The sequence below is a fragment of the Campylobacter hyointestinalis subsp. hyointestinalis genome (genome assembly GCF_013372145.1).
In the GTDB taxonomy this organism is placed as follows: Bacteria; Campylobacterota; Campylobacteria; order Campylobacterales; family Campylobacteraceae; genus Campylobacter; species Campylobacter hyointestinalis.
The window spans coordinates 1,157,093-1,175,052 of the sequence record NZ_CP053827.1; the positions used below are offsets into that span (position 1 = coordinate 1,157,093).

Annotated in this window: 20 protein-coding genes, 1 other RNA gene and 1 CRISPR repeat array (1 of these 22 cut by a window edge); of the genes, 9 read left to right on the forward strand and 12 right to left on the reverse strand. The window is 31.8% G+C overall.

Annotated elements, in window-relative coordinates; all coding sequences use genetic code 11:
* Positions 1-4,143: direct repeats of the CRISPR family, unit length 30 nt; unit sequence GTTTCAAATCCTAAAAGGATAAATTTATAC (it extends 7,686 nt beyond the left edge of the window).
* 271 nt (positions 4,144-4,414) lie between these two features.
* The 10 genes from CHHT_RS06010 to CHHT_RS06035 all read right to left on the reverse strand — a co-directional run bounded on the left by CHHT_RS06010 (position 4,415) and on the right by CHHT_RS06035 (position 9,563).
* Positions 4,415-5,509 (reverse strand): cytochrome b/b6 domain-containing protein, encoded by a 1,095-nt coding sequence (locus CHHT_RS06010; protein ID WP_074898823.1) that lies wholly within the window; start codon positions 5,507-5,509, stop codon positions 4,415-4,417.
* On the reverse strand, positions 5,502-6,017 hold the full coding sequence (locus tag CHHT_RS06015; protein ID WP_034963938.1) for a diheme cytochrome c: 516 nt from the start codon (positions 6,015-6,017) through the stop codon (positions 5,502-5,504). The genes CHHT_RS06010 and CHHT_RS06015 overlap by 8 nt, the downstream gene beginning before the upstream one ends.
* Before the next feature lie 9 nt (positions 6,018-6,026).
* Positions 6,027-6,440 (reverse strand): DUF1924 domain-containing protein, encoded by a 414-nt coding sequence (locus CHHT_RS06020; protein ID WP_034963940.1) that lies wholly within the window; start codon positions 6,438-6,440, stop codon positions 6,027-6,029.
* A gap of 870 nt (positions 6,441-7,310) precedes the next feature.
* Positions 7,311-7,784, reverse strand: a complete 474-nt coding sequence (locus CHHT_RS09180) for a tyrosine-type recombinase/integrase (protein ID WP_234945131.1) — start codon at positions 7,782-7,784, stop codon at positions 7,311-7,313.
* Between the two features lie 22 nt (positions 7,785-7,806).
* Positions 7,807-8,022 carry a hypothetical protein gene (locus CHHT_RS09185; protein ID WP_255199054.1) on the reverse strand — a complete coding sequence of 72 codons (216 nt, stop codon included), beginning with the start codon at positions 8,020-8,022 and terminating at the stop codon, positions 7,807-7,809.
* Positions 7,946-8,197, reverse strand: coding sequence for a phage integrase central domain-containing protein (locus CHHT_RS09435; protein WP_332057433.1), 252 nt, complete (start codon positions 8,195-8,197; stop codon positions 7,946-7,948). Before CHHT_RS09435 ends, CHHT_RS09185 begins: the two co-directional genes overlap by 77 nt.
* A gap of 32 nt (positions 8,198-8,229) precedes the next feature.
* Positions 8,230-8,364, reverse strand: coding sequence for a hypothetical protein (locus tag CHHT_RS09190; protein ID WP_255199055.1), 135 nt, complete (start codon positions 8,362-8,364; stop codon positions 8,230-8,232).
* Entirely contained in the window at positions 8,357-8,560 is a 204-nt protein-coding gene (locus tag CHHT_RS09195; protein WP_234945133.1) for a hypothetical protein, read from the reverse strand. The genes CHHT_RS09190 and CHHT_RS09195 overlap by 8 nt, the downstream gene beginning before the upstream one ends.
* Positions 8,561-8,746: 186 nt before the next feature.
* Positions 8,747-9,108: a transfer-messenger RNA gene (gene ssrA, locus CHHT_RS06030) on the reverse strand.
* A 38-nt stretch (positions 9,109-9,146) separates the two neighbouring features.
* The gene (locus tag CHHT_RS06035) at positions 9,147-9,563 is read right to left on the reverse strand and encodes an Hpt domain-containing protein (RefSeq protein ID WP_034963932.1); all 417 of its coding nucleotides are present in this window, start codon (positions 9,561-9,563) and stop codon (positions 9,147-9,149) included.
* 85 nt (positions 9,564-9,648) lie between these two features.
* On the opposite strand from CHHT_RS06035, the gene panB reads away from it, so the two are divergent.
* From panB to CHHT_RS06075, 8 genes are read left to right on the forward strand one after another with little or no spacing between them, the layout of a single operon-like run.
* Complete coding sequence (gene panB / locus CHHT_RS06040; protein ID WP_034963930.1) at positions 9,649-10,443, forward strand: 3-methyl-2-oxobutanoate hydroxymethyltransferase; 795 nt, start codon at positions 9,649-9,651, stop codon at positions 10,441-10,443.
* A complete protein-coding gene (locus tag CHHT_RS06045; RefSeq protein ID WP_034963928.1) occupies positions 10,427-10,741 on the forward strand; it encodes a rhodanese-like domain-containing protein in 315 nt (104 codons plus the stop codon). The genes panB and CHHT_RS06045 overlap by 17 nt, the downstream gene beginning before the upstream one ends.
* A 2-nt stretch (positions 10,742-10,743) precedes the next feature.
* Complete coding sequence (gene ruvB, locus CHHT_RS06050) at positions 10,744-11,751, forward strand: Holliday junction branch migration DNA helicase RuvB (RefSeq protein ID WP_034963926.1); 1,008 nt, start codon at positions 10,744-10,746, stop codon at positions 11,749-11,751.
* Positions 11,744-12,829: an AI-2E family transporter gene (locus tag CHHT_RS06055; RefSeq protein WP_051663810.1), complete on the forward strand. Its 1,086-nt coding sequence runs from the start codon at positions 11,744-11,746 to the stop codon at positions 12,827-12,829. The genes ruvB and CHHT_RS06055 overlap by 8 nt, the downstream gene beginning before the upstream one ends.
* The gene (locus CHHT_RS06060; RefSeq protein WP_034963924.1) at positions 12,829-13,905 is read left to right on the forward strand and encodes an MlaE family ABC transporter permease; all 1,077 of its coding nucleotides are present in this window, start codon (positions 12,829-12,831) and stop codon (positions 13,903-13,905) included. The genes CHHT_RS06055 and CHHT_RS06060 overlap by 1 nt, the downstream gene beginning before the upstream one ends.
* Before the next feature lie 41 nt (positions 13,906-13,946).
* Positions 13,947-14,642 (forward strand): ABC transporter ATP-binding protein, encoded by a 696-nt coding sequence (locus CHHT_RS06065; protein WP_051663811.1) that lies wholly within the window; start codon positions 13,947-13,949, stop codon positions 14,640-14,642.
* A complete protein-coding gene (locus CHHT_RS06070) occupies positions 14,632-15,534 on the forward strand; it encodes an MlaD family protein (protein WP_034963920.1) in 903 nt (300 codons plus the stop codon). Before CHHT_RS06065 ends, CHHT_RS06070 begins: the two co-directional genes overlap by 11 nt.
* The gene (locus CHHT_RS06075; RefSeq protein ID WP_034963918.1) at positions 15,531-16,106 is read left to right on the forward strand and encodes an ABC-type transport auxiliary lipoprotein family protein; all 576 of its coding nucleotides are present in this window, start codon (positions 15,531-15,533) and stop codon (positions 16,104-16,106) included. Before CHHT_RS06070 ends, CHHT_RS06075 begins: the two co-directional genes overlap by 4 nt.
* Here CHHT_RS06075 and ybeY read toward each other — a convergent pair.
* Both ybeY and CHHT_RS06085 read right to left on the reverse strand, forming a co-directional pair.
* Positions 16,083-16,487: an rRNA maturation RNase YbeY gene (gene ybeY, locus CHHT_RS06080; RefSeq protein WP_034963916.1), complete on the reverse strand. Its 405-nt coding sequence runs from the start codon at positions 16,485-16,487 to the stop codon at positions 16,083-16,085. The two genes, CHHT_RS06075 and ybeY, sit on opposite strands and share 24 nt — an antisense overlap.
* A 198-nt stretch (positions 16,488-16,685) precedes the next feature.
* Positions 16,686-16,841 carry a hypothetical protein gene (locus CHHT_RS06085; protein ID WP_159428488.1) on the reverse strand — a complete coding sequence of 52 codons (156 nt, stop codon included), beginning with the start codon at positions 16,839-16,841 and terminating at the stop codon, positions 16,686-16,688.
* Between the two features lie 386 nt (positions 16,842-17,227).
* Here CHHT_RS06085 and CHHT_RS06090 point away from each other — a divergent pair, with 386 nt between their 5' ends.
* Positions 17,228-17,437: a hypothetical protein gene (locus CHHT_RS06090; protein ID WP_059433269.1), complete on the forward strand. Its 210-nt coding sequence runs from the start codon at positions 17,228-17,230 to the stop codon at positions 17,435-17,437.
* The last annotated feature ends 523 nt before the right edge of the window (positions 17,438-17,960 follow it).

The window sequence follows — 17,960 nt, forward strand, 5'->3', positions numbered from 1 at the left end:
CAGTTTCAAATCCTAAAAGGATAAATTTATACTTGTTTCAGGGAGGAAAATTCACAAATCTCATCTTAGTTTCAAATCCTAAAAGGATAAATTTATACCGAATTACTAGCGTAAGCATTTATCCCTAAATTAGTTTCAAATCCTAAAAGGATAAATTTATACTCCTTAGTTTTGATTTTGTGTAGGGCTTGAAAAAGTTTCAAATCCTAAAAGGATAAATTTATACCGATAGAAACGGCATTTTATGGGTAGATTATACCAGTTTCAAATCCTAAAAGGATAAATTTATACAAGAAAAAGAGCAAGATAGCATAGACTTTGATAAGTTTCAAATCCTAAAAGGATAAATTTATACCCAATATTGCTTTTATTTTTTTCTTATTCATATTGGTTTCAAATCCTAAAAGGATAAATTTATACTAGAGGGTACAAAGTAGATACGAGCTCCCCTCAAAAGTTTCAAATCCTAAAAGGATAAATTTATACTGAATAAAAACTCGCTTCCATTCACGTGCTTAAGTTTCAAATCCTAAAAGGATAAATTTATACAATGTTTCATTTATCTTCATTGTTTATCATTTCATTGTTTCAAATCCTAAAAGGATAAATTTATACCTAAGAGTATTTTTTAAAATATAGATATATATTTTGTTTCAAATCCTAAAAGGATAAATTTATACATGGAAAAACTCTTAAACGACTTAAGAGATGTCCTGTTTCAAATCCTAAAAGGATAAATTTATACTGAAGCTGAAATGACTGAAAGTGAAAAAATAGAAGCGTTTCAAATCCTAAAAGGATAAATTTATACGTTGGCGGATTAGCACCACTTCCTACGAAAATGCAGTTTCAAATCCTAAAAGGATAAATTTATACTCTCTAGCATAGTGCCTTTTTCGCCTATAAGAACGTTTCAAATCCTAAAAGGATAAATTTATACAATCTCAATGGATGCTACCTACCGAAGCAGAATATTGTTTCAAATCCTAAAAGGATAAATTTATACACCCCTTTACTTGATAGGCATTATCAGCTATTGATGTTTCAAATCCTAAAAGGATAAATTTATACGCAGATTGGGGCTTTGCAAACGACCCTAACACGCGTTTCAAATCCTAAAAGGATAAATTTATACAGATAGCAAAAATGATATAAATAGCCCTTGCGAAAAGTTTCAAATCCTAAAAGGATAAATTTATACCAATCATTATTAAGCTCAAAAGCTCCAAAGAAAGTGTTTCAAATCCTAAAAGGATAAATTTATACTGGGACGAAGATATCAAGCAAGGCGTTTTAAGCGGGTTTCAAATCCTAAAAGGATAAATTTATACGCTACACTTCGCGGATATTTAGCAGGTGCGAAAAAAGGTTTCAAATCCTAAAAGGATAAATTTATACTTCAAAACAATCAGTCTCACAAAGCCTAAAAAAACGTTTCAAATCCTAAAAGGATAAATTTATACTTTAGAGGGTGGGAATAGTGCGTTTGGTGAGTTTTGTTTCAAATCCTAAAAGGATAAATTTATACGGTTACTTTAGGCACACAGTTCTATTGTTCTGCGAAGTTTCAAATCCTAAAAGGATAAATTTATACACACACTCATACTCATCATTCAGAATTTCACAAAGAAAAGTTTCAAATCCTAAAAGGATAAATTTATACACGGAAGCACAAAAATAGCAATGGAAAAAGGAAAAAGTTTCAAATCCTAAAAGGATAAATTTATACTTTAATAATCCATATGTTTTATTATTACCATTATGTTTCAAATCCTAAAAGGATAAATTTATACATGTTTGCGTAGATGGCGGAACAGATGAAGAGATAGCGTTTCAAATCCTAAAAGGATAAATTTATACTGAGAAAATATAAAGTATCACTAGGCACGGTGAAGTTTCAAATCCTAAAAGGATAAATTTATACTGGCTTCTTTAAAAAAAATCAATTCAAAACAAAAGGAGTTTCAAATCCTAAAAGGATAAATTTATACTTGGCATCGCTGATAGTTGCATCGGCTTCCTTGAGTTTCAAATCCTAAAAGGATAAATTTATACTTACATACCTTAAAAAACTTTTTTAGTTATTTTAGTTTCAAATCCTAAAAGGATAAATTTATACGTGGTTACTTTAGGCACACAGTTTTATTGTTCTGCGAAGTTTCAAATCCTAAAAGGATAAATTTATACTGATGGTAACACAAAAATAGCAATGGAAAAAGGGAAAAGTTTCAAATCCTAAAAGGATAAATTTATACCCAAAAGATAGCCGATGAAATGTTTTGCTTTGGTTGGTTTCAAATCCTAAAAGGATAAATTTATACTTAAAGCAGATTGATAGCAGTTTTTACAAATGGAGGTTTCAAATCCTAAAAGGATAAATTTATACTTCCTTTTGCTAAATTTAAGGCTGGTTTTGAAGTGTTTCAAATCCTAAAAGGATAAATTTATACACTTTGTATCACAAGAGCAGAGCTATCAGAAATATGTTTCAAATCCTAAAAGGATAAATTTATACTATCAACCGATGATTATGTGAGTGTTTATCAATCTAGTTTCAAATCCTAAAAGGATAAATTTATACAACAAATCAAAGATGAACAATAGAACAGCAAGACGTTTCAAATCCTAAAAGGATAAATTTATACGGTAATTCACGACTATCTATGCGATGAGGCTAAGAGGTTTCAAATCCTAAAAGGATAAATTTATACAACGTGGATTTTAGGCTTTTTGACAACTCTACAACGTTTCAAATCCTAAAAGGATAAATTTATACGGTTTTAAAATTACTCTATTCATATCATACACGCGTTTCAAATCCTAAAAGGATAAATTTATACTGCACAGACGCACTCTAAAAATGCGATATGCCTGTTTCAAATCCTAAAAGGATAAATTTATACACGGTAGGAATGCCTATCATTCCGCTACCTGCACGTTTCAAATCCTAAAAGGATAAATTTATACTAAAGACAAGAGAGTGGCCAAAGACGTAATTACTTGTTTCAAATCCTAAAAGGATAAATTTATACCGACCAAAGCGGACTACTAGCAAGTGCGACGGTTGAGTTTCAAATCCTAAAAGGATAAATTTATACTTTAGCCTATTGTTCATCTCTTATCCTTTATCAAATTGTTTCAAATCCTAAAAGGATAAATTTATACATCACAAAGCATAGGCGAGAGTTTAAGCTCTCAACGTTTCAAATCCTAAAAGGATAAATTTATACGAAAGGATTTAAAGATGAATGAGGAAATTGAGAAATGTTTCAAATCCTAAAAGGATAAATTTATACAGCAATATTCTAAATACCTCTCGAAGCAGTAGCAAGTTTCAAATCCTAAAAGGATAAATTTATACCAAACGGCGGAAATTTCTATTTTGAAACTCAAAAGTTTCAAATCCTAAAAGGATAAATTTATACTAAAGCCTTTGTAGCCGACCAAAAAATAGAAATTCGTTTCAAATCCTAAAAGGATAAATTTATACCCTTTGCATAAATGGAAGCGCCCCAGTGCTACCGGGTTTCAAATCCTAAAAGGATAAATTTATACAGATACTTCGTCCTTAAGTCCTTCAAGCTCATAAAGTTTCAAATCCTAAAAGGATAAATTTATACTATTTTTTTGTTGTCCGGATAAATTCCAGTTAAAGGTTTCAAATCCTAAAAGGATAAATTTATACAAAAACACGAACGAGCTAGTTTTCAATAATAAATGGGGTTTCAAATCCTAAAAGGATAAATTTATACTAATGCAGTTGTGATTAAGCTTAACTATCAAGACAAGTTTCAAATCCTAAAAGGATAAATTTATACTGTCGTTGAATTTGGTAGAAACTAAAAGGAGGAAAAAGTTTCAAATCCTAAAAGGATAAATTTATACATTCCTACCGTTTCAGAAAGAGGCGTTAGCGTAAAAGGTTTCAAATCCTAAAAGGATAAATTTATACATGAGAAATTGTCTATCTGATGGTTGGAAATCTTGTTTCAAATCCTAAAAGGATAAATTTATACTATGGCTCTACGGTTTTTAATGGCGTGAGGAGTAGTTTCAAATCCTAAAAGGATAAATTTATACCATAGATGATTATCCAGTAGTCATAATAGGAAAGTTTCAAATCCTAAAAGGATAAATTTATACAGCAACAAAAACAGCTAAATTTAGTACTTTGTACCAAGTTTTACTATATTTATTTTACTAAAAAATGGCTTAATATAGTATTTATAAAATCATCAAATAAAGCATTTAAGCTATTTTATAAATCTTAAATATAGCTTTATCAAGTTATTTAAAGCAATTTTTTTTAAGTATTTAGGCAAAGGTTGATCCATAAATAAATCTAACTTAACCATATTAAATCAAAATAAAAATAGCTATAAGGCAAATTTTAAACTCGCTAAACGCTTGTAAATTATTTTATTTTTTCATAGTCTATCAAGCCGATTATACCGTTTTCTATTTTTTTATGACAAGCCACGCAGTTTGCTTTGGATTTTACATCTTTTCTTAAAAATACTTTTTCATCTATCTTTCTATGCTTTTTTATCCAGTATTCATTTTGAGTTATGGCTATATTTTGGTCGTTTTTTGCATATTTAAGTATGTTAAATGCAGTTTTATCACCCCTTGTCTGAGCAGAATTTGCGACTAAAAAGTTCAGTATATTTTTATTTGTATCATCATCTATGCTTGCATCAGTGCCGAAATGATTTTCTAGTCCACCCATCATGATCTCCCATGATTTTTTAGGTAGTAGAAATGGCGGATAGATCATATGGCAGCTTCCGCACTCTTTAGCAAACAGAGCATTTTGCGACCGATAATCCACGCTTATAGCGTGAGATCTTAAAATAAAATTATTTGTATTAAAAATATAAAAAAAAGTCGAAAGTATAGCTAAAATCCATACAAAACAAAATACTTTTTGGATATAGTTTGGTTTAACGCTTTGATCGTTTTGCGTTAGTTTATAGCCAGTGATCATAGAGTCCAAAGCATCATTTTTATGTATAAATTTATCTATTAAAGCTCCGCAAGTATGGATAAGCACTGTATATAAAAGCACATTTGCAGATACTTCGTGTATGGATTTTACAAATTTAAGCTCACTATAACTATCATATAAAAATGCAAAAATTCCGCTATTTTTATCTATTGCATAGAGCATAAGTCCAGAAACAGCACAAACAAATCCGAGGCTTAACATAATAATGATCGCTATACTTGAAGCTGGATTATGTCCGATAAATTTCTCTTTCTTACCAAAAAAAGGGTGAAAATATGCCATCAATCCGTGGAATTTAAAATCGCTAAATTTAGAATGTTTTGTCCCGATAAATCCCCATACTATCCTAAATATAACCGCAACGCCAAAAACCACGCCAAAAGCGGCGTGGAAATAAAGCAAACTATCAAATTCACTCAATATATAAGAAATTATAAAGCTAAATATCAAGGCGATATGAGAAAATCTCGCCCAGAAGCTCCAAATATAACTTTTAATCACGCCAAGCTCCGTAATTTGGTATATCTATGCTTTTTTTACCATATATCCCAAGCTCAGCTTTTTTATGACAGGCGGTGCAATTTGACAGAGTTTTGACCTCTTTTTGAGTTATCATCCACTTTTCTATCTTTTTATGCTTTTTGATATGATAAGGGATATCTGTTATAGACTGGTACAAAACCCCGTTTTCTAAGGATTTGGTTATCTTTGCACTTCTTTTATAGTTCATCGCATTTTGGCTAGAATTTGCTAAAAGATAGCTAAGTATGCTTTTATTTGTCTCATCATCAATGCTCGCATCAGTGCCATAGTGATCGGCTAAATTTTTCATTATAAATTCCCAAGACTGAGTTGGCATAAGTCCAGGCTGATAGCCAAAATGACAGCTAGCGCACTCTTTTTTATAAAGCTCATTATCCACAGGTTTTACATCTAGTCCGCCTCTTACACCATCTCCTTTTGCATACAAACTCAAAATCGCCATACATATAAATAGTAAAAATTTCATATTTTATCCTTATTGCTTTATAAGATAATAAAGAACATCGCCTTTTTCTATAGCGGTTCCTTCTCTTAAATAGACATCTTTAAAATTTCTTTTTAGCCATTTTTTCACCTCTTTAACATAGCTTAGCCTAGAAGAATTTGCATTTGGCGAAAGCGGTGCGATGGTTTTGTTTGTAAAGATATTCATAGATTCTTTAGTAAGATCTTCGCCGTGACAGCTTTGACAGGATATATTTTGTGAGTTTTTACCAATATTTTTTGTAACAAAGATAAGCTCGCCTTTTGCTGCATCAAAATCTTTAAAATTTGGATCCAACTTTAAAGCTTCAGACTTCAACTCCGCTATATACTCTTGCATAGCAGCATTGAACTGAGCTGCATTTAGTGCATATGCACACAAAAATAATAACGCTATTTTTTTCATAATCTCTCCTTAAATAATATGCGAAATTATAAGTGTAAATTGTTTATTGATTGTTAAATTTATATTGCCAGAATAATCAAATTTAGATTAATAATGCTTTTAAGCGATTAATTATAAACTACTTGTAGTTGTTATTTGGCATTGAATTAATAGCCTGTTTAAAAGCCAGAAAGAATTTAATGGTGGAAGTTCAGTAATGCCATTTTAAGCCTTTAAATGCTGATTATAACATTGTTCAAGCCTTTTTTTATTAAATTTTACAATCATAAATAAAATTACTATAATGTTAATTTTTTATCTTTGTATTTTTGTAGGATTTTTTATTTCTTACTTTTGATTTATGTATGTCTAAATTTACTCTACTTTTTTGACTAACCTTAAAGTATAGAAAATATTCTCCACCACTTAAATTTAACCTTGTTATTTTTCTAAATTATGGCTCTTTAAAATAATGAATAATTTTCTATGTTTTTATCTTAGTGGGCTTTTGAATTAATATAATATAAAAATAGTATAATAAAACAATATTAAAAAGTATAAAATCAATATAAAAAACATATATTTTCATTTTTTTTATTTTGTATAAATCAAAAATAGTTAAAAAAGAGGGAGGAGTGTTTATCTGATTTTTTTACGGCTCTTTTAAATTTAAAATTTAGTAATTTTTGACTTGTTGTTTTTGCTTGTAATATCAAACCCATTTAAAATATCAATCAGTATTTATCTGTTTCTTTCCTTTTTTTTTAACTTTTTTGGTTTTTTTCTAAAAAAGACACTATTTCCCCATTCTTTATACTTTCATAAGTTTTTATAAGGGTTTTGACAATGTATAAAATAATGCTTATGATACTATATTAAAATAAATATTAATTAAATAAACTTAACTAAACTATTTAAATAATCAACATACCGCTGCATTAAAGCCCTATTTTGCTCTATTGTAGCTGTTTTTCTCTCATATGCGTATTTTACATTGTTTAACTCTTTATGTGCTAGTGCGTTTTCTATTGTTTTCTCGCTTATTCCTAGTTTTGTAAGGGTTGCAAGGTTTAAGGTACAAATTGTTTTAAATGTCGCTCTAAATCCGTGAGCACTTGCTTTGTTTAAGTATTTATTTTTACCACCTAAATTTCGTATCGCTTTGCCTATGCTGTCTTTGTTTATATGTCCTGCCATTGTAAGAGCTGGAAATACAAATTTGCTATTTATGGGGCTATATAGCTTTTGTTCTTTAAAGATATTAATAACTTCTTTTGATAAAGCTGTTTTATGGGTAAATCTCATTTTCATCTGTGTAGCAGGAATGCTCCATATGCCATTTTCTAAGTCAATATGCTCCCACATTGCACTAGCTGTATTGATAGGTCTATTTACACATAAAATTTGAAGTATTACTACTCTTTTTTGTTTGTAAATCCATCTTATTATCGTCTCGTAAATCACTCAAAAACTCTTTTAAAAGCTCTTTGCTAGTAATTGCTGCGTATCTTGTGTCAATGCCATTTTTAAGTGTAAAATGGCATTGATGTGGGGTATTGTTTGTGCAAAGCTTTGCAAGGATTATAGTCAATGTATCTGTCATTGATAGCAATTTCAAATAATGCGTTTAAATGATTAATTATACGATGTATTGTTTCAAGGCGAGATTGCTTTGGATTATAGGGATTAAAAAGTGGGTCTAGGACTTCTTTTAGGTGGCTAAATTTTATGTTTGCAATATCTGTATTTTCAAATCTAGGTAGTATATAAGTTTGCATCTGATTTATTATTTTTTGCGTATAATTTAGCGTTAATGTGGCTTGTTTTTTTGCTTGATATAGCTATCAAACAGTGCACCTATGCTGTATTTATTTGACTTTAAAACTGATGAGTGTTCTATTCTTTTTACTATCTTTAGTGCATCAGCTCTTGCATGTTCAACCATGTATTCGCCTTGTATAAATTCTTTTAATTTTTGAGTTTTGCCTTTGTGGAGTATAAAAAAAGTTTTTACCCCCGCTTGGATTAACCCAAATATAAAGCTCTTTTGGATTGCCAACTGCTTTTCTGCATTGCTTCTCTCTTATTTCTAACTCTCTTATATTTTTATCTTGTAAATTTACTCTTGATATGTTCGCCATTTTTATTTCCTTTTTTTATAAAACTACACTAATAAAACAAAACTACATTATTATACTACATTAATTTTAGAAATTATATAAGACTTTTATGGATTAACAAAAATTTTTAAAAAGCTTTAAAATGACGATATACAAGTAGTTTCTAGAGACTTTTTGAGATTTTCAAAAGGGATGAGATTTGATACTTGGTGGAGGTGTGCGGGATCGAACCGCAGTCCAAAAATAACAAACCCACAGCCTCTACATGCTTAGCAGAAATGAAAATTTCACTTAGTCATGCTCATTTCCCAAAACACTTGACTAAGCTAAGACTAAATTTGGGCTCTAAACTCGTCAAATTTAGAACCTACACTATCGAAAATTACCCGCAAAAACTCCTAGATAGTATCAAAGTTTTGCAGGGCTCAACTGAACTTACGCAGCTTTAGCGTAAGCAGGAGCGAATTTAACGTTATTTGCGTTTAATTTTAATTTTAGGCTTTTTAAGCTTTGCCCAAAGCTGCATGCCACCGTGACTTCACTACTCCTGTCGAAGCCAAGTCACCCCCGTAAAGTGGGAAGATTATACATAAATTTAATACTATTGTCAAGAAAAAAATCGTTTTGGCATATTGATGATCTTTGGATTTAATATGTGAAAATACAGCTCGTCGTTTTCTATATCTGCTCTATAAGTTTCTACTTGATCAGCAACCAATAAAAGCCAGTCTATAAACTCATCACTCGCCTCAGAGTTTTCATCTTTTTGATTTTTAGCTTCATCAAGTATATTTTCACAAAGCGTCGCGAGCTTGATAAGAGGCTCTAGCTTTAAAAATCCTGCTGCTGATTTTATATTGTGAAATATACGAAAAATTTCATCTAAATTTCCTGAGCAAACTTCTTTTTTACTCAAATTTATAATCAAAGGATCCAAGCTCGAGGACATAAAATCGAAATGCGTCAAAAAGTCTTCAACTATATCTAAATCATAATCGGTTTCTAATTGTTTGAGTATTCCCACTGGCGTTTTCCTTTTATATTCAGACAAATTGTAGCAAATTTTAGGTAAAATCTAGCAAAAAATAAAATAATTAAGGTAGAAAAAAATGAAAAAGATCACTATAAGCGATCTATTTGCTATGAAAAACAAGCAAAAGATTGTGATGATAACTGCTTATGACGCTCTTTTTGCTAAGCTTTTTGATGATTACGCAGATATGATCTTGGTCGGAGATAGCTTAAATATGAGCTTTAATGGGAAAAATGAGACCATAGGACTTAGCGTAAAAGAAATGATATATCACGCAAAAGCAGTTAGAACCGGCTCTAAAAGAGCATTTTTGGTAGTAGATGTTCCTTTTGGAGCAATCTACTCTAAAAAAGTAGCCTTAAAAAACTGCATAGAAATTTATAAAAAAACAGGCTGCGACGCAGTAAAGATAGAAGGCGGATCCGAGATAAAGGGTATCGTAAAAGCTCTAAGCCAAAACGGAGTCGGCGTTATGGGACATATCGGGCTAAAACCGCAACTCTCAAGAAAAGAGGGCGGTTTTAAAGTAGCAGGAAGAGACGAAGAGACTGCAAAAAAAATATTAGATGACGCGCTAGAGCTTGAGCTAGCAGGAGCTGGGCTACTTTTACTAGAAGGCATCCCTAGCGAACTAGGTAAAAAGATAACTAATAGCGTAAAAATCCCTACCATAGGCATAGGCGCTGGAAGCGATACGGATGGGCAAGTGCTTGTTTGGAGCGATGCGTTTGGATTTTTCGAAGAGTTTAAACCTAAATTCGTAAAAAGGTTTTTAGACGGTGCAAATTTGATAAGAAACGCCATGCAAGATTACGCAGACGAAGTGCGTACTAAAAAGTTTCCAAGTAGTGAGCATGAATATACCAAATAATCACATAGTAGATATCAGACGTCCTAGTGAGTGGATAGAATTTGGCATTTTAGAAGGCTCAAAACTAATAACGTTTGAAAATTTAAACGGAAAGATAAATCCTATGTTTTTGCCACTCATAGAACAAAATTTCAAAAAAGACGATGAGATAGTCTTGATGTGTCATACGGCGCTCAGATCTAAGGCGGCTATGAAATTTTTGCAAGAAAAAGGCTATAGTAATGTCAAAGATATAAAAGGCGGAGCGTATTATTTTGAAAAAATGGGCGCTAAGTTCATGCCATATAGTGGAGAATAATTTTGGATAGAATAGTTGAGATAGAAAAAGTAAGTTTTGAGAGTGAATATGAGGTAAATTTAAGACCGGCTAGCTTTGATGACTACATAGGACAAGAAAAAATCAAGTCAAATTTAAAAGTTTTTATAGCAGCGGCAAAAAAAAGATCTGAATGCTTGGATCACGCCCTATTTTATGGACCTCCTGGACTTGGAAAAACTACTATCGCTCACATAATAGCCTCCGAAATGAACACAAATATAAAGATAACCGCAGCTCCTATGATAGAAAAATCAGGAGATCTTGCCGCGATCTTGACAAATTTAGAAGCCGGCGACGTACTTTTTATAGATGAGATCCATAGACTAAGCTCTGCTATAGAAGAGGTTTTATACTCCGCTATGGAGGATTTTAGACTAGATATCATCATAGGAAGCGGACCTGCTGCTCAAACCATAAAAATAGACATTCCTAAATTTACGCTGATCGGTGCTACAACAAGAGCTGGAATGATATCAGCTCCTCTTAGAGATCGCTTTGGAATGCAGTTTAGATTACAGTTTTACACACCAGAAGAACTCGCTTTGATAGTATCAAAAGCATCAAATAAGCTTGGGAAAAATTGTCAAAAAGAAGCTAGCTTAGAGATCGCAAAAAGAAGTCGTGGAACTCCTCGTATAGCTTTACGCCTTTTAAAAAGAATACGTGATTTTGCTGAGATAAATGATGAAAACAATATAACAAAAGATAGAGCAAAAGAAGCTCTCGATAGTCTTGGGGTAAATGACCTTGGGTTTGATGAGATGGATCTAAAGTATCTTGATATACTTTTAGACGCTAAAGATCGCCCTTTAGGACTTTCTACTATAGCTGCTGCTTTAAGCGAAGACGAAGGTACGATTGAAGACGTGATAGAGCCATATTTATTAGCAAACGGATATATACAAAGGACTGCAAAAGGAAGAACCCTAAGCTACAAAAGTTTTGATACTTTAGGGATAAAACCTAGCAAAGGCTTATTTGATGAGTAACAACTCACTAAAATCAGTAAAGGACGATAAGGTGCAAAAAACAAATCAAATTTTTTTCGCTCTATTTGCCGTATTTGTGCTTGGCTGGATGATATTTTTATTTAAGTCATACTTACTCACCATAAGCATAGGCATACTCTTAGCAGTCGCTACAGCAAACATACAAAATTTCTTTTTGCGAGCCACTAAAGGTAAAAGATTAATATCTACGATATTTACTACGATATTTTTTGCGGCGATATTTATAATACCTTTTATATATGCCGTAGTTGCGATATTTCAGCAAGGTACTAGCGTAGATATAGAGTATTTAAACTCTATTGTTACATATGTTAAAAACTATGACTTTACGCTGCCTAGCAAAGTCCAGTTTTTAGAGCCTAAATTTAAAGAATTGCTCTTAGGCGTAGACTTCAACTCTTTAGTAACAAATGCTTTTAACTACATAAAAGGTAGCTTAGAAAAAAGCGCGTCATTTTTTACTGATATGGGACTTATAGTTCTGTTTTTCTTCTTGTCTCATCTATATGGAAGCGAGCTTGCAAGCTACATAAAAAGCGTAACCCCTATGGCACCTAGCGAACTTGAGTTTATATTTTTAGAAGTGACAAATACGATGAGCGTCGTCTTTTATACAACTATCGCAAATGCGATTTTACAAGGATTTTTATTTTCACTGATAGTGCTTTTTTACGGACAAAATGGACTTTTATTTGGCGTACTTTTTGGATTTGCATCTCTTATACCTATAGTGGGCGGCGCGCTTGTCTATGTGCCTTTTAGCATATATGAGCTAAGCATTGGCGATACATTTGGAGCAATCAGTATATTTTTGTACTCAGTTATAGTGATATCTACTTTAGCGGACAATTTTATAAAGCCACTTATAATTAAATTTATAAACCAAAAATTAGTCAAAACAAAAGCAAAGATGAACGAGCTGCTTCTGTTTTTTGCGATGATAGCCGGACTTTCTAGCTTTGGATTTTGGGGAGTGATACTTGGTCCTGCGATAGTTACTTTAACTACTGCTACGCTTAGACTTTACGTTCTTTTGAAAGAACGAGGCATTATGTGATGGAGGATAGCTTGAAATTTGAGTTTGAAAACGGCGTTTTAACGCTAAGTGGCAAATTTGACTATAATCTAAGCAAAAGCGACATTAAAAAACTTAAAAGTCTGAAAGTTCATACTTTAGATCTTTTAAATTTAGAGCGAATCGACTACAGCGCTGCAGTTTTTATGACAAAAATTTACGACTCTCCTAAACTCATCAACTCAAATGATAAATTTGATAAGATTTTCGCATTAGTCGGTGATAAAAAGATTCTAAATACAAAGTTATCAAAGACTTTTAGCTTAAATTTAATAGAGGATTTAGGTAAAAGTTTTTTATCTATAAAAAACAACTTCATCAACTTTTGCATATTTTTAGGAGAGTTTTTATTTGGTGTAGCTTCAAGCATTTGGAATTTTAAAAATATAAGATTTAAAGAGCTTTCAAACCACTTCAAAGACGTGGGTATAAAGGCTGTTTTTATCGTGTGTTTAACAAGCTTTTTGATAGGTATAGTTTTAGCGTATCAAGGAGCTAGTATGCTAGAGCGCTTTGGAGCTAGTATCTTTGTAGTAGATATAATGGGTATAATGACGCTTCGTGAAGTAGGCCCACTCATCGCTGCCATCGTCGTAGCTGGACGCTCTGCTTCAAGCTTTACGGCGCAAATCGGCGTTATGAAGATCACCGAAGAGATAGACGCTATGAAAACTATGGGATTTGAGCCTTTTAAATTTATCGTTCTACCAAGAATTATGGCACTTATCATTGCTATGCCACTTGTCGTATTTTTAGCAAATTCTATAAGCATAGTTGGACAAATGATAGTTTGTAATTTCTATTTAGATCTTAGTTTTAATGATTATCTTGAGAGATTTAAAAGTAGCATTGAACTCAGGCATTTTTGGGTCGGGATATTAAAAGCACCATTTTTTGGAGCCGTCATTGGGCTGATTGGTTGCATGAGAGGATTTGAGGTAAGTGGAAGTACAAATAGCGTTGGAGAGCTTACTACAAAAAGCGTTGTAAATGCGATATTTTGGATCATTGCAATAGATGCTATTTTTTCGATAATTTATACGGAGCTTGAAATTTGATAGAAGCAAAAAATATAACAACCGCTTTTGGAAAACGCATTATGCACGATAACGTAAGTTTTAGCATAAAACGTGGTGAAATTTACGGATTTTTGGGCGGAAGTGGAAGTGGGAAAACTACTCTTTTAAAAACTCTTATCTACCTAAAAGAGCCAACAAGCGGCGATATATTTATGGATGGCGTAAATTTATGGCAAGCAAATTTAAAACAACGTCAAGAAATCCGCTTAAAAATGGGCGTGATGTTCCAGTTCGGCGCTCTTTTTAGTGGTATGAGTGTTTTGGATAACATAGGAATTTTGCTTAGAGAATATAGCAAATACGATAAAAAAGATATAGACGATATAGCTAAAATGTGGCTTTTAAAAGTGGGTTTAAACGCTGAAGCAGCAAATTTATATCCAAGTGAGCTAAGTGGCGGTATGAAAAAAAGAGTTGCGCTTGCTAGGTCTTTGGCTCTTAGCCCTGAAATTTTGTTTTTAGATGAGCCAAACTCAGGGCTTGATCCACTTAGCGCAAGAGCGCTCGATAGGCTCATTTGCGATCTTAGAGATAGTCTTGGAGTAACTGTCGTTATGGTAACTCACGATATAGATAGTATTTTTAGTATTTTAGATAGATTTTTGATAATATACGACCATAAGATAGCCTATGAAGGTGATCTTAGAGGCGCTTTGGAATTTAAAGAAAATCCTTTAAGGGAGCTTTTTATGATGAGGAGTTTAGATGGAAAGTAAAAGTTCGTATTTCATAGCTGGAGCATTTTTTTGTATAGTTATGATATTTGCGGTAGTTTTTTTGCTGTTTATGAACAAAAACGGAAACGCAGAGGAGTATAGAAGCTACTATATACAGACAAAAGAGCTACCAAACGGCATAAAAAAAGATGCACAAGTAAGGTTCATAGGAGTTCCAGCAGGTATCGTAAAAGATATATATTTTAGCGATCCAAAAACTGCTACTATCGAGATAAAACTCAGCATTAAAAAAGATCTACCTATAAAAAAAGATAGCGTCGCCGTAGTCGAAATTCAAGGTATAAGCGGGATAGCTAGCATAAATATATCCAAAGGCTCCCCTGAAGCGCGTACATTTGCTGCTGATGAAAAACCCGTCATTTTTATGGAGCAAGGACTACTAGCAAAGATAGGAGATAGCGCGGTAAATGTATCTCACAGACTAAATTTAACACTCTCAAAATTTGGCGAACTTCTAAGCGATGAAAATATAAAAGCCCTTAGCCAGACTTTGGATTCGATAAATAAATTTAGCTCTTTTTTAAATTCCAAAGAAAACATTGAACATATAAAAACTATCTTAAGTAGCACAAACAAGACCGCGTCTGCACTTAGCAAGATCAAATTTGAAGAGCTAGCAAATCAATTAAATGCCTTTTTAGTTGATGCTAAGCGCCAAGCAAAACTTTTAGAACAAACGCAAATGTTGCTAACAAAAAAGATAGAAAGTGGCGAATATGACTTCAAAAGTATAATCTCACCTACATTGCAAAATACGAACGATACGCTATCTGAACTAAACGGACTAATAGCAGAGATACAAAATACACTATTTAGATTAGAAGATAATCCATACGAGTTTTTCTTTAAAGATACAGGAGATAAAAAATGAAATATTTATTTATAACACTAGTTGCCATTTTGCTAAGCGGATGTATAGCAAAACAAGGCGTACAAAGCAGATACTACGAGCTTGAAAATGTAGCTAAACCAAATTTCAAATGCGATAGAAGTGCAAATATAGATGTATTTATAGATAAGATAAAAATGTTAGATATTTATCAAAGCAGAAATATAATTTATAAGCAAAATAGTCAAATTTCATATCTAAAAGATGCGAAATTCGCCTCATATCCAAACGTGATGATCTATAAATCTTTGATAGATTATCTACAAAATCACTGCAAATTTAAGCCTGTTTTATCGAGCAAAGAAGGTTTTTTAAATTTAAAAATAACCATACTAGACATCTACGTCAGCCAAAACGAAGCTAAAATTTCCGCTTTTGTTAGTGTCAATAATGATAAAAAAGTTCTAGTAAACAGCGTCTTAAGCCAAACAAAAAGTATTGATAAATTTAGCGAAGAAAATGCTATAAACGCGCTAAATTTAGCATTAGCTAACATACAAGACCAAATTTATGACTTACTAACTTCAGCTTTAACAACCACTTCTAACAATTAAACTTTTTGGAAGAGAGAATTTCTCTATGATATCTATCTCTCTTCTTCTCATCTCTCCATCATCATTCTCGTGATCAAATCCTAATACGTGAAGCAGTCCGTGAGTAAATAATAAAGCTATCTCATCTTCTACTTTATGCCCTAGCTCTTTTGATTTTGAACTAGCTAAATTACTGTTTATAACAATAGATCCAATAGGGAAATGAGGTACATACTCAAGTGGAAAGCTAAGCACATCTGTAGTTTTATCTATATTTCTCTCTTTTTTATTTATCTCTTGCATTTCATCACTACTAACAAATACAAGCTCAATCTCTGCTTTAGTAAGCTCATCGCATATATCATCTAAAATACTAGGGTAATTTGTATCACAAAGTATCAAATTTAGTCCTTGGTGTGAATTAAAGATATAATTATACCAAGAATTCTGATGATAAGATATCTCTATCTACCTTTAGATACTCATCTTCTACAGCTCTGATGTAGTATTTCATTGTTGTTTGATATTAAGAGCGGTTGCGCGACCGCTCTTTTAAAACTTACTTATTTCTTCAAATAATGGCAAATAGCAATCATCTTGTTATAAAACGCCATAAACTCCGCCCATTTCATCTGTTATTGTGACACAATCATCGTGTCTTAAGATTTCAAATTTTACGTTTTTGATTTGAAACTCTGTATCTTCTGTCTCGTTTATTAGCTCTACGAACTCGTCTATGTTTGTTACTTTTGTCATTTTCTATCATTTAAATTTAATTTGTGGATGTTAATCGCAATGTATGCAAGCAACAAAACTTCTACTACTTCTAAAATTTCACTCATCTTTAAGCTCCTTGTGTTAAAATAGGCTTAACGAAATGGCATAAGTCAGAGGCTTTCGCCTCCGCTCTTAGACTATCCATATCTGAATAATCTTTGAGATTATATAGATTAAAGCGGCTACTTTAATCATCAAATCTAACTTTGCCATTTCGCTAACTCCTTTCTTTAGATTTAAAACAAATGATTTATTTGTTTTATAAGTGAATTATAACATATTTTAGTTATATTGTCAATAGTTTTATAAATATTTTAGTTGTTTTTTTGTAAAATAACAAATATTTTATTTATAAAAGGTATCAAATGAATTATGACGAATTTGAATATAAACTAAAATCAATCGATTTAAGTAAAAAAGATTTTTCCGAAATGGTTAAAATGAGTTATACAGGCGTAACAAATTGGAAGCAAACAAACGCCTTGCCCGGTTGGGTTGATAGTTGGCTAGAAAACTACGAAAAAGGTAAAACCCTAGATGAGCTTTTAGCTTTAGTAGATAAATTTAAAAAGTAAATTACGTATTTCCTAGTTTTTATCGTTATTTTTTGCCCTAATTACCACTGGCTTACCGAAGATTGCGATACATCCATAGCCTTAGCTAGTATCACGGTATCTATTCCTTTTGTTGCCGATATGCACTCTTTTAGTTTTTCTGCAAAACTTTTCATCATTGCTCCTTACAAATATATTGCTTTTCGTAAGATTATAGTATCTTACTTAGAGTAAGATTTGTGTATGAAAAGTAATATTTTCTATACTTTAAGGTTAGTCAAAAAAGTAGAGTAAATTTAGACATACATAAATCAAAAGTAAGAAATAAAAAATCCTACAAAAATACAAAGATAAAAAATTAACATTATAGTAATTTTATTTATGATTGTAAAATTTAATAAAAAAAAGGCTTGAACAATGTTATAATCAGCATTTAAAGGCTTAAAATGGCAATTGCACACCTCCACCAAAATCCAATTTCAATCATTTTCAAAATACTTACAAATTACTTTAAAATCATCATCTAGCAAAAATTAAGCTTTCA

Coding starts and splice junctions, on each gene's coding strand:
- CHHT_RS09180 (WP_234945131.1), bottom strand. CDS start 7,784: ATGTGGGAGCATATTGACTTAGAAAATGGCATATGGAGCATTCCTGCT.
- CHHT_RS06085 (WP_159428488.1), bottom strand. CDS start 16,841: ATGACAAAAGTAACAAACATAGACGAGTTCGTAGAGCTAATAAACGAG.
- CHHT_RS06060 (WP_034963924.1), top strand. CDS start 12,829: ATGGAGGATAGCTTGAAATTTGAGTTTGAAAACGGCGTTTTAACGCTA.
- CHHT_RS09195 (WP_234945133.1), bottom strand. CDS start 8,560: ATGGCGAACATATCAAGAGTAAATTTACAAGATAAAAATATAAGAGAG.
- CHHT_RS06045 (WP_034963928.1), top strand. CDS start 10,427: ATGAATATACCAAATAATCACATAGTAGATATCAGACGTCCTAGTGAG.
- CHHT_RS09190 (WP_255199055.1), bottom strand. CDS start 8,364: ATGGTTGAACATGCAAGAGCTGATGCACTAAAGATAGTAAAAAGAATA.
- CHHT_RS06070 (WP_034963920.1), top strand. CDS start 14,632: ATGGAAAGTAAAAGTTCGTATTTCATAGCTGGAGCATTTTTTTGTATA.
- CHHT_RS06020 (WP_034963940.1), bottom strand. CDS start 6,440: ATGAAAAAAATAGCGTTATTATTTTTGTGTGCATATGCACTAAATGCA.
- panB (WP_034963930.1), top strand. CDS start 9,649: ATGAAAAAGATCACTATAAGCGATCTATTTGCTATGAAAAACAAGCAA.
- CHHT_RS06055 (WP_051663810.1), top strand. CDS start 11,744: ATGAGTAACAACTCACTAAAATCAGTAAAGGACGATAAGGTGCAAAAA.
- CHHT_RS06075 (WP_034963918.1), top strand. CDS start 15,531: ATGAAATATTTATTTATAACACTAGTTGCCATTTTGCTAAGCGGATGT.
- CHHT_RS06065 (WP_051663811.1), top strand. CDS start 13,947: ATGCACGATAACGTAAGTTTTAGCATAAAACGTGGTGAAATTTACGGA.
- CHHT_RS09185 (WP_255199054.1), bottom strand. CDS start 8,022: ATGACAGATACATTGACTATAATCCTTGCAAAGCTTTGCACAAACAAT.
- CHHT_RS06090 (WP_059433269.1), top strand. CDS start 17,228: ATGAATTATGACGAATTTGAATATAAACTAAAATCAATCGATTTAAGT.
- CHHT_RS06015 (WP_034963938.1), bottom strand. CDS start 6,017: ATGAAATTTTTACTATTTATATGTATGGCGATTTTGAGTTTGTATGCA.
- CHHT_RS09435 (WP_332057433.1), bottom strand. CDS start 8,197: ATGCAAACTTATATACTACCTAGATTTGAAAATACAGATATTGCAAAC.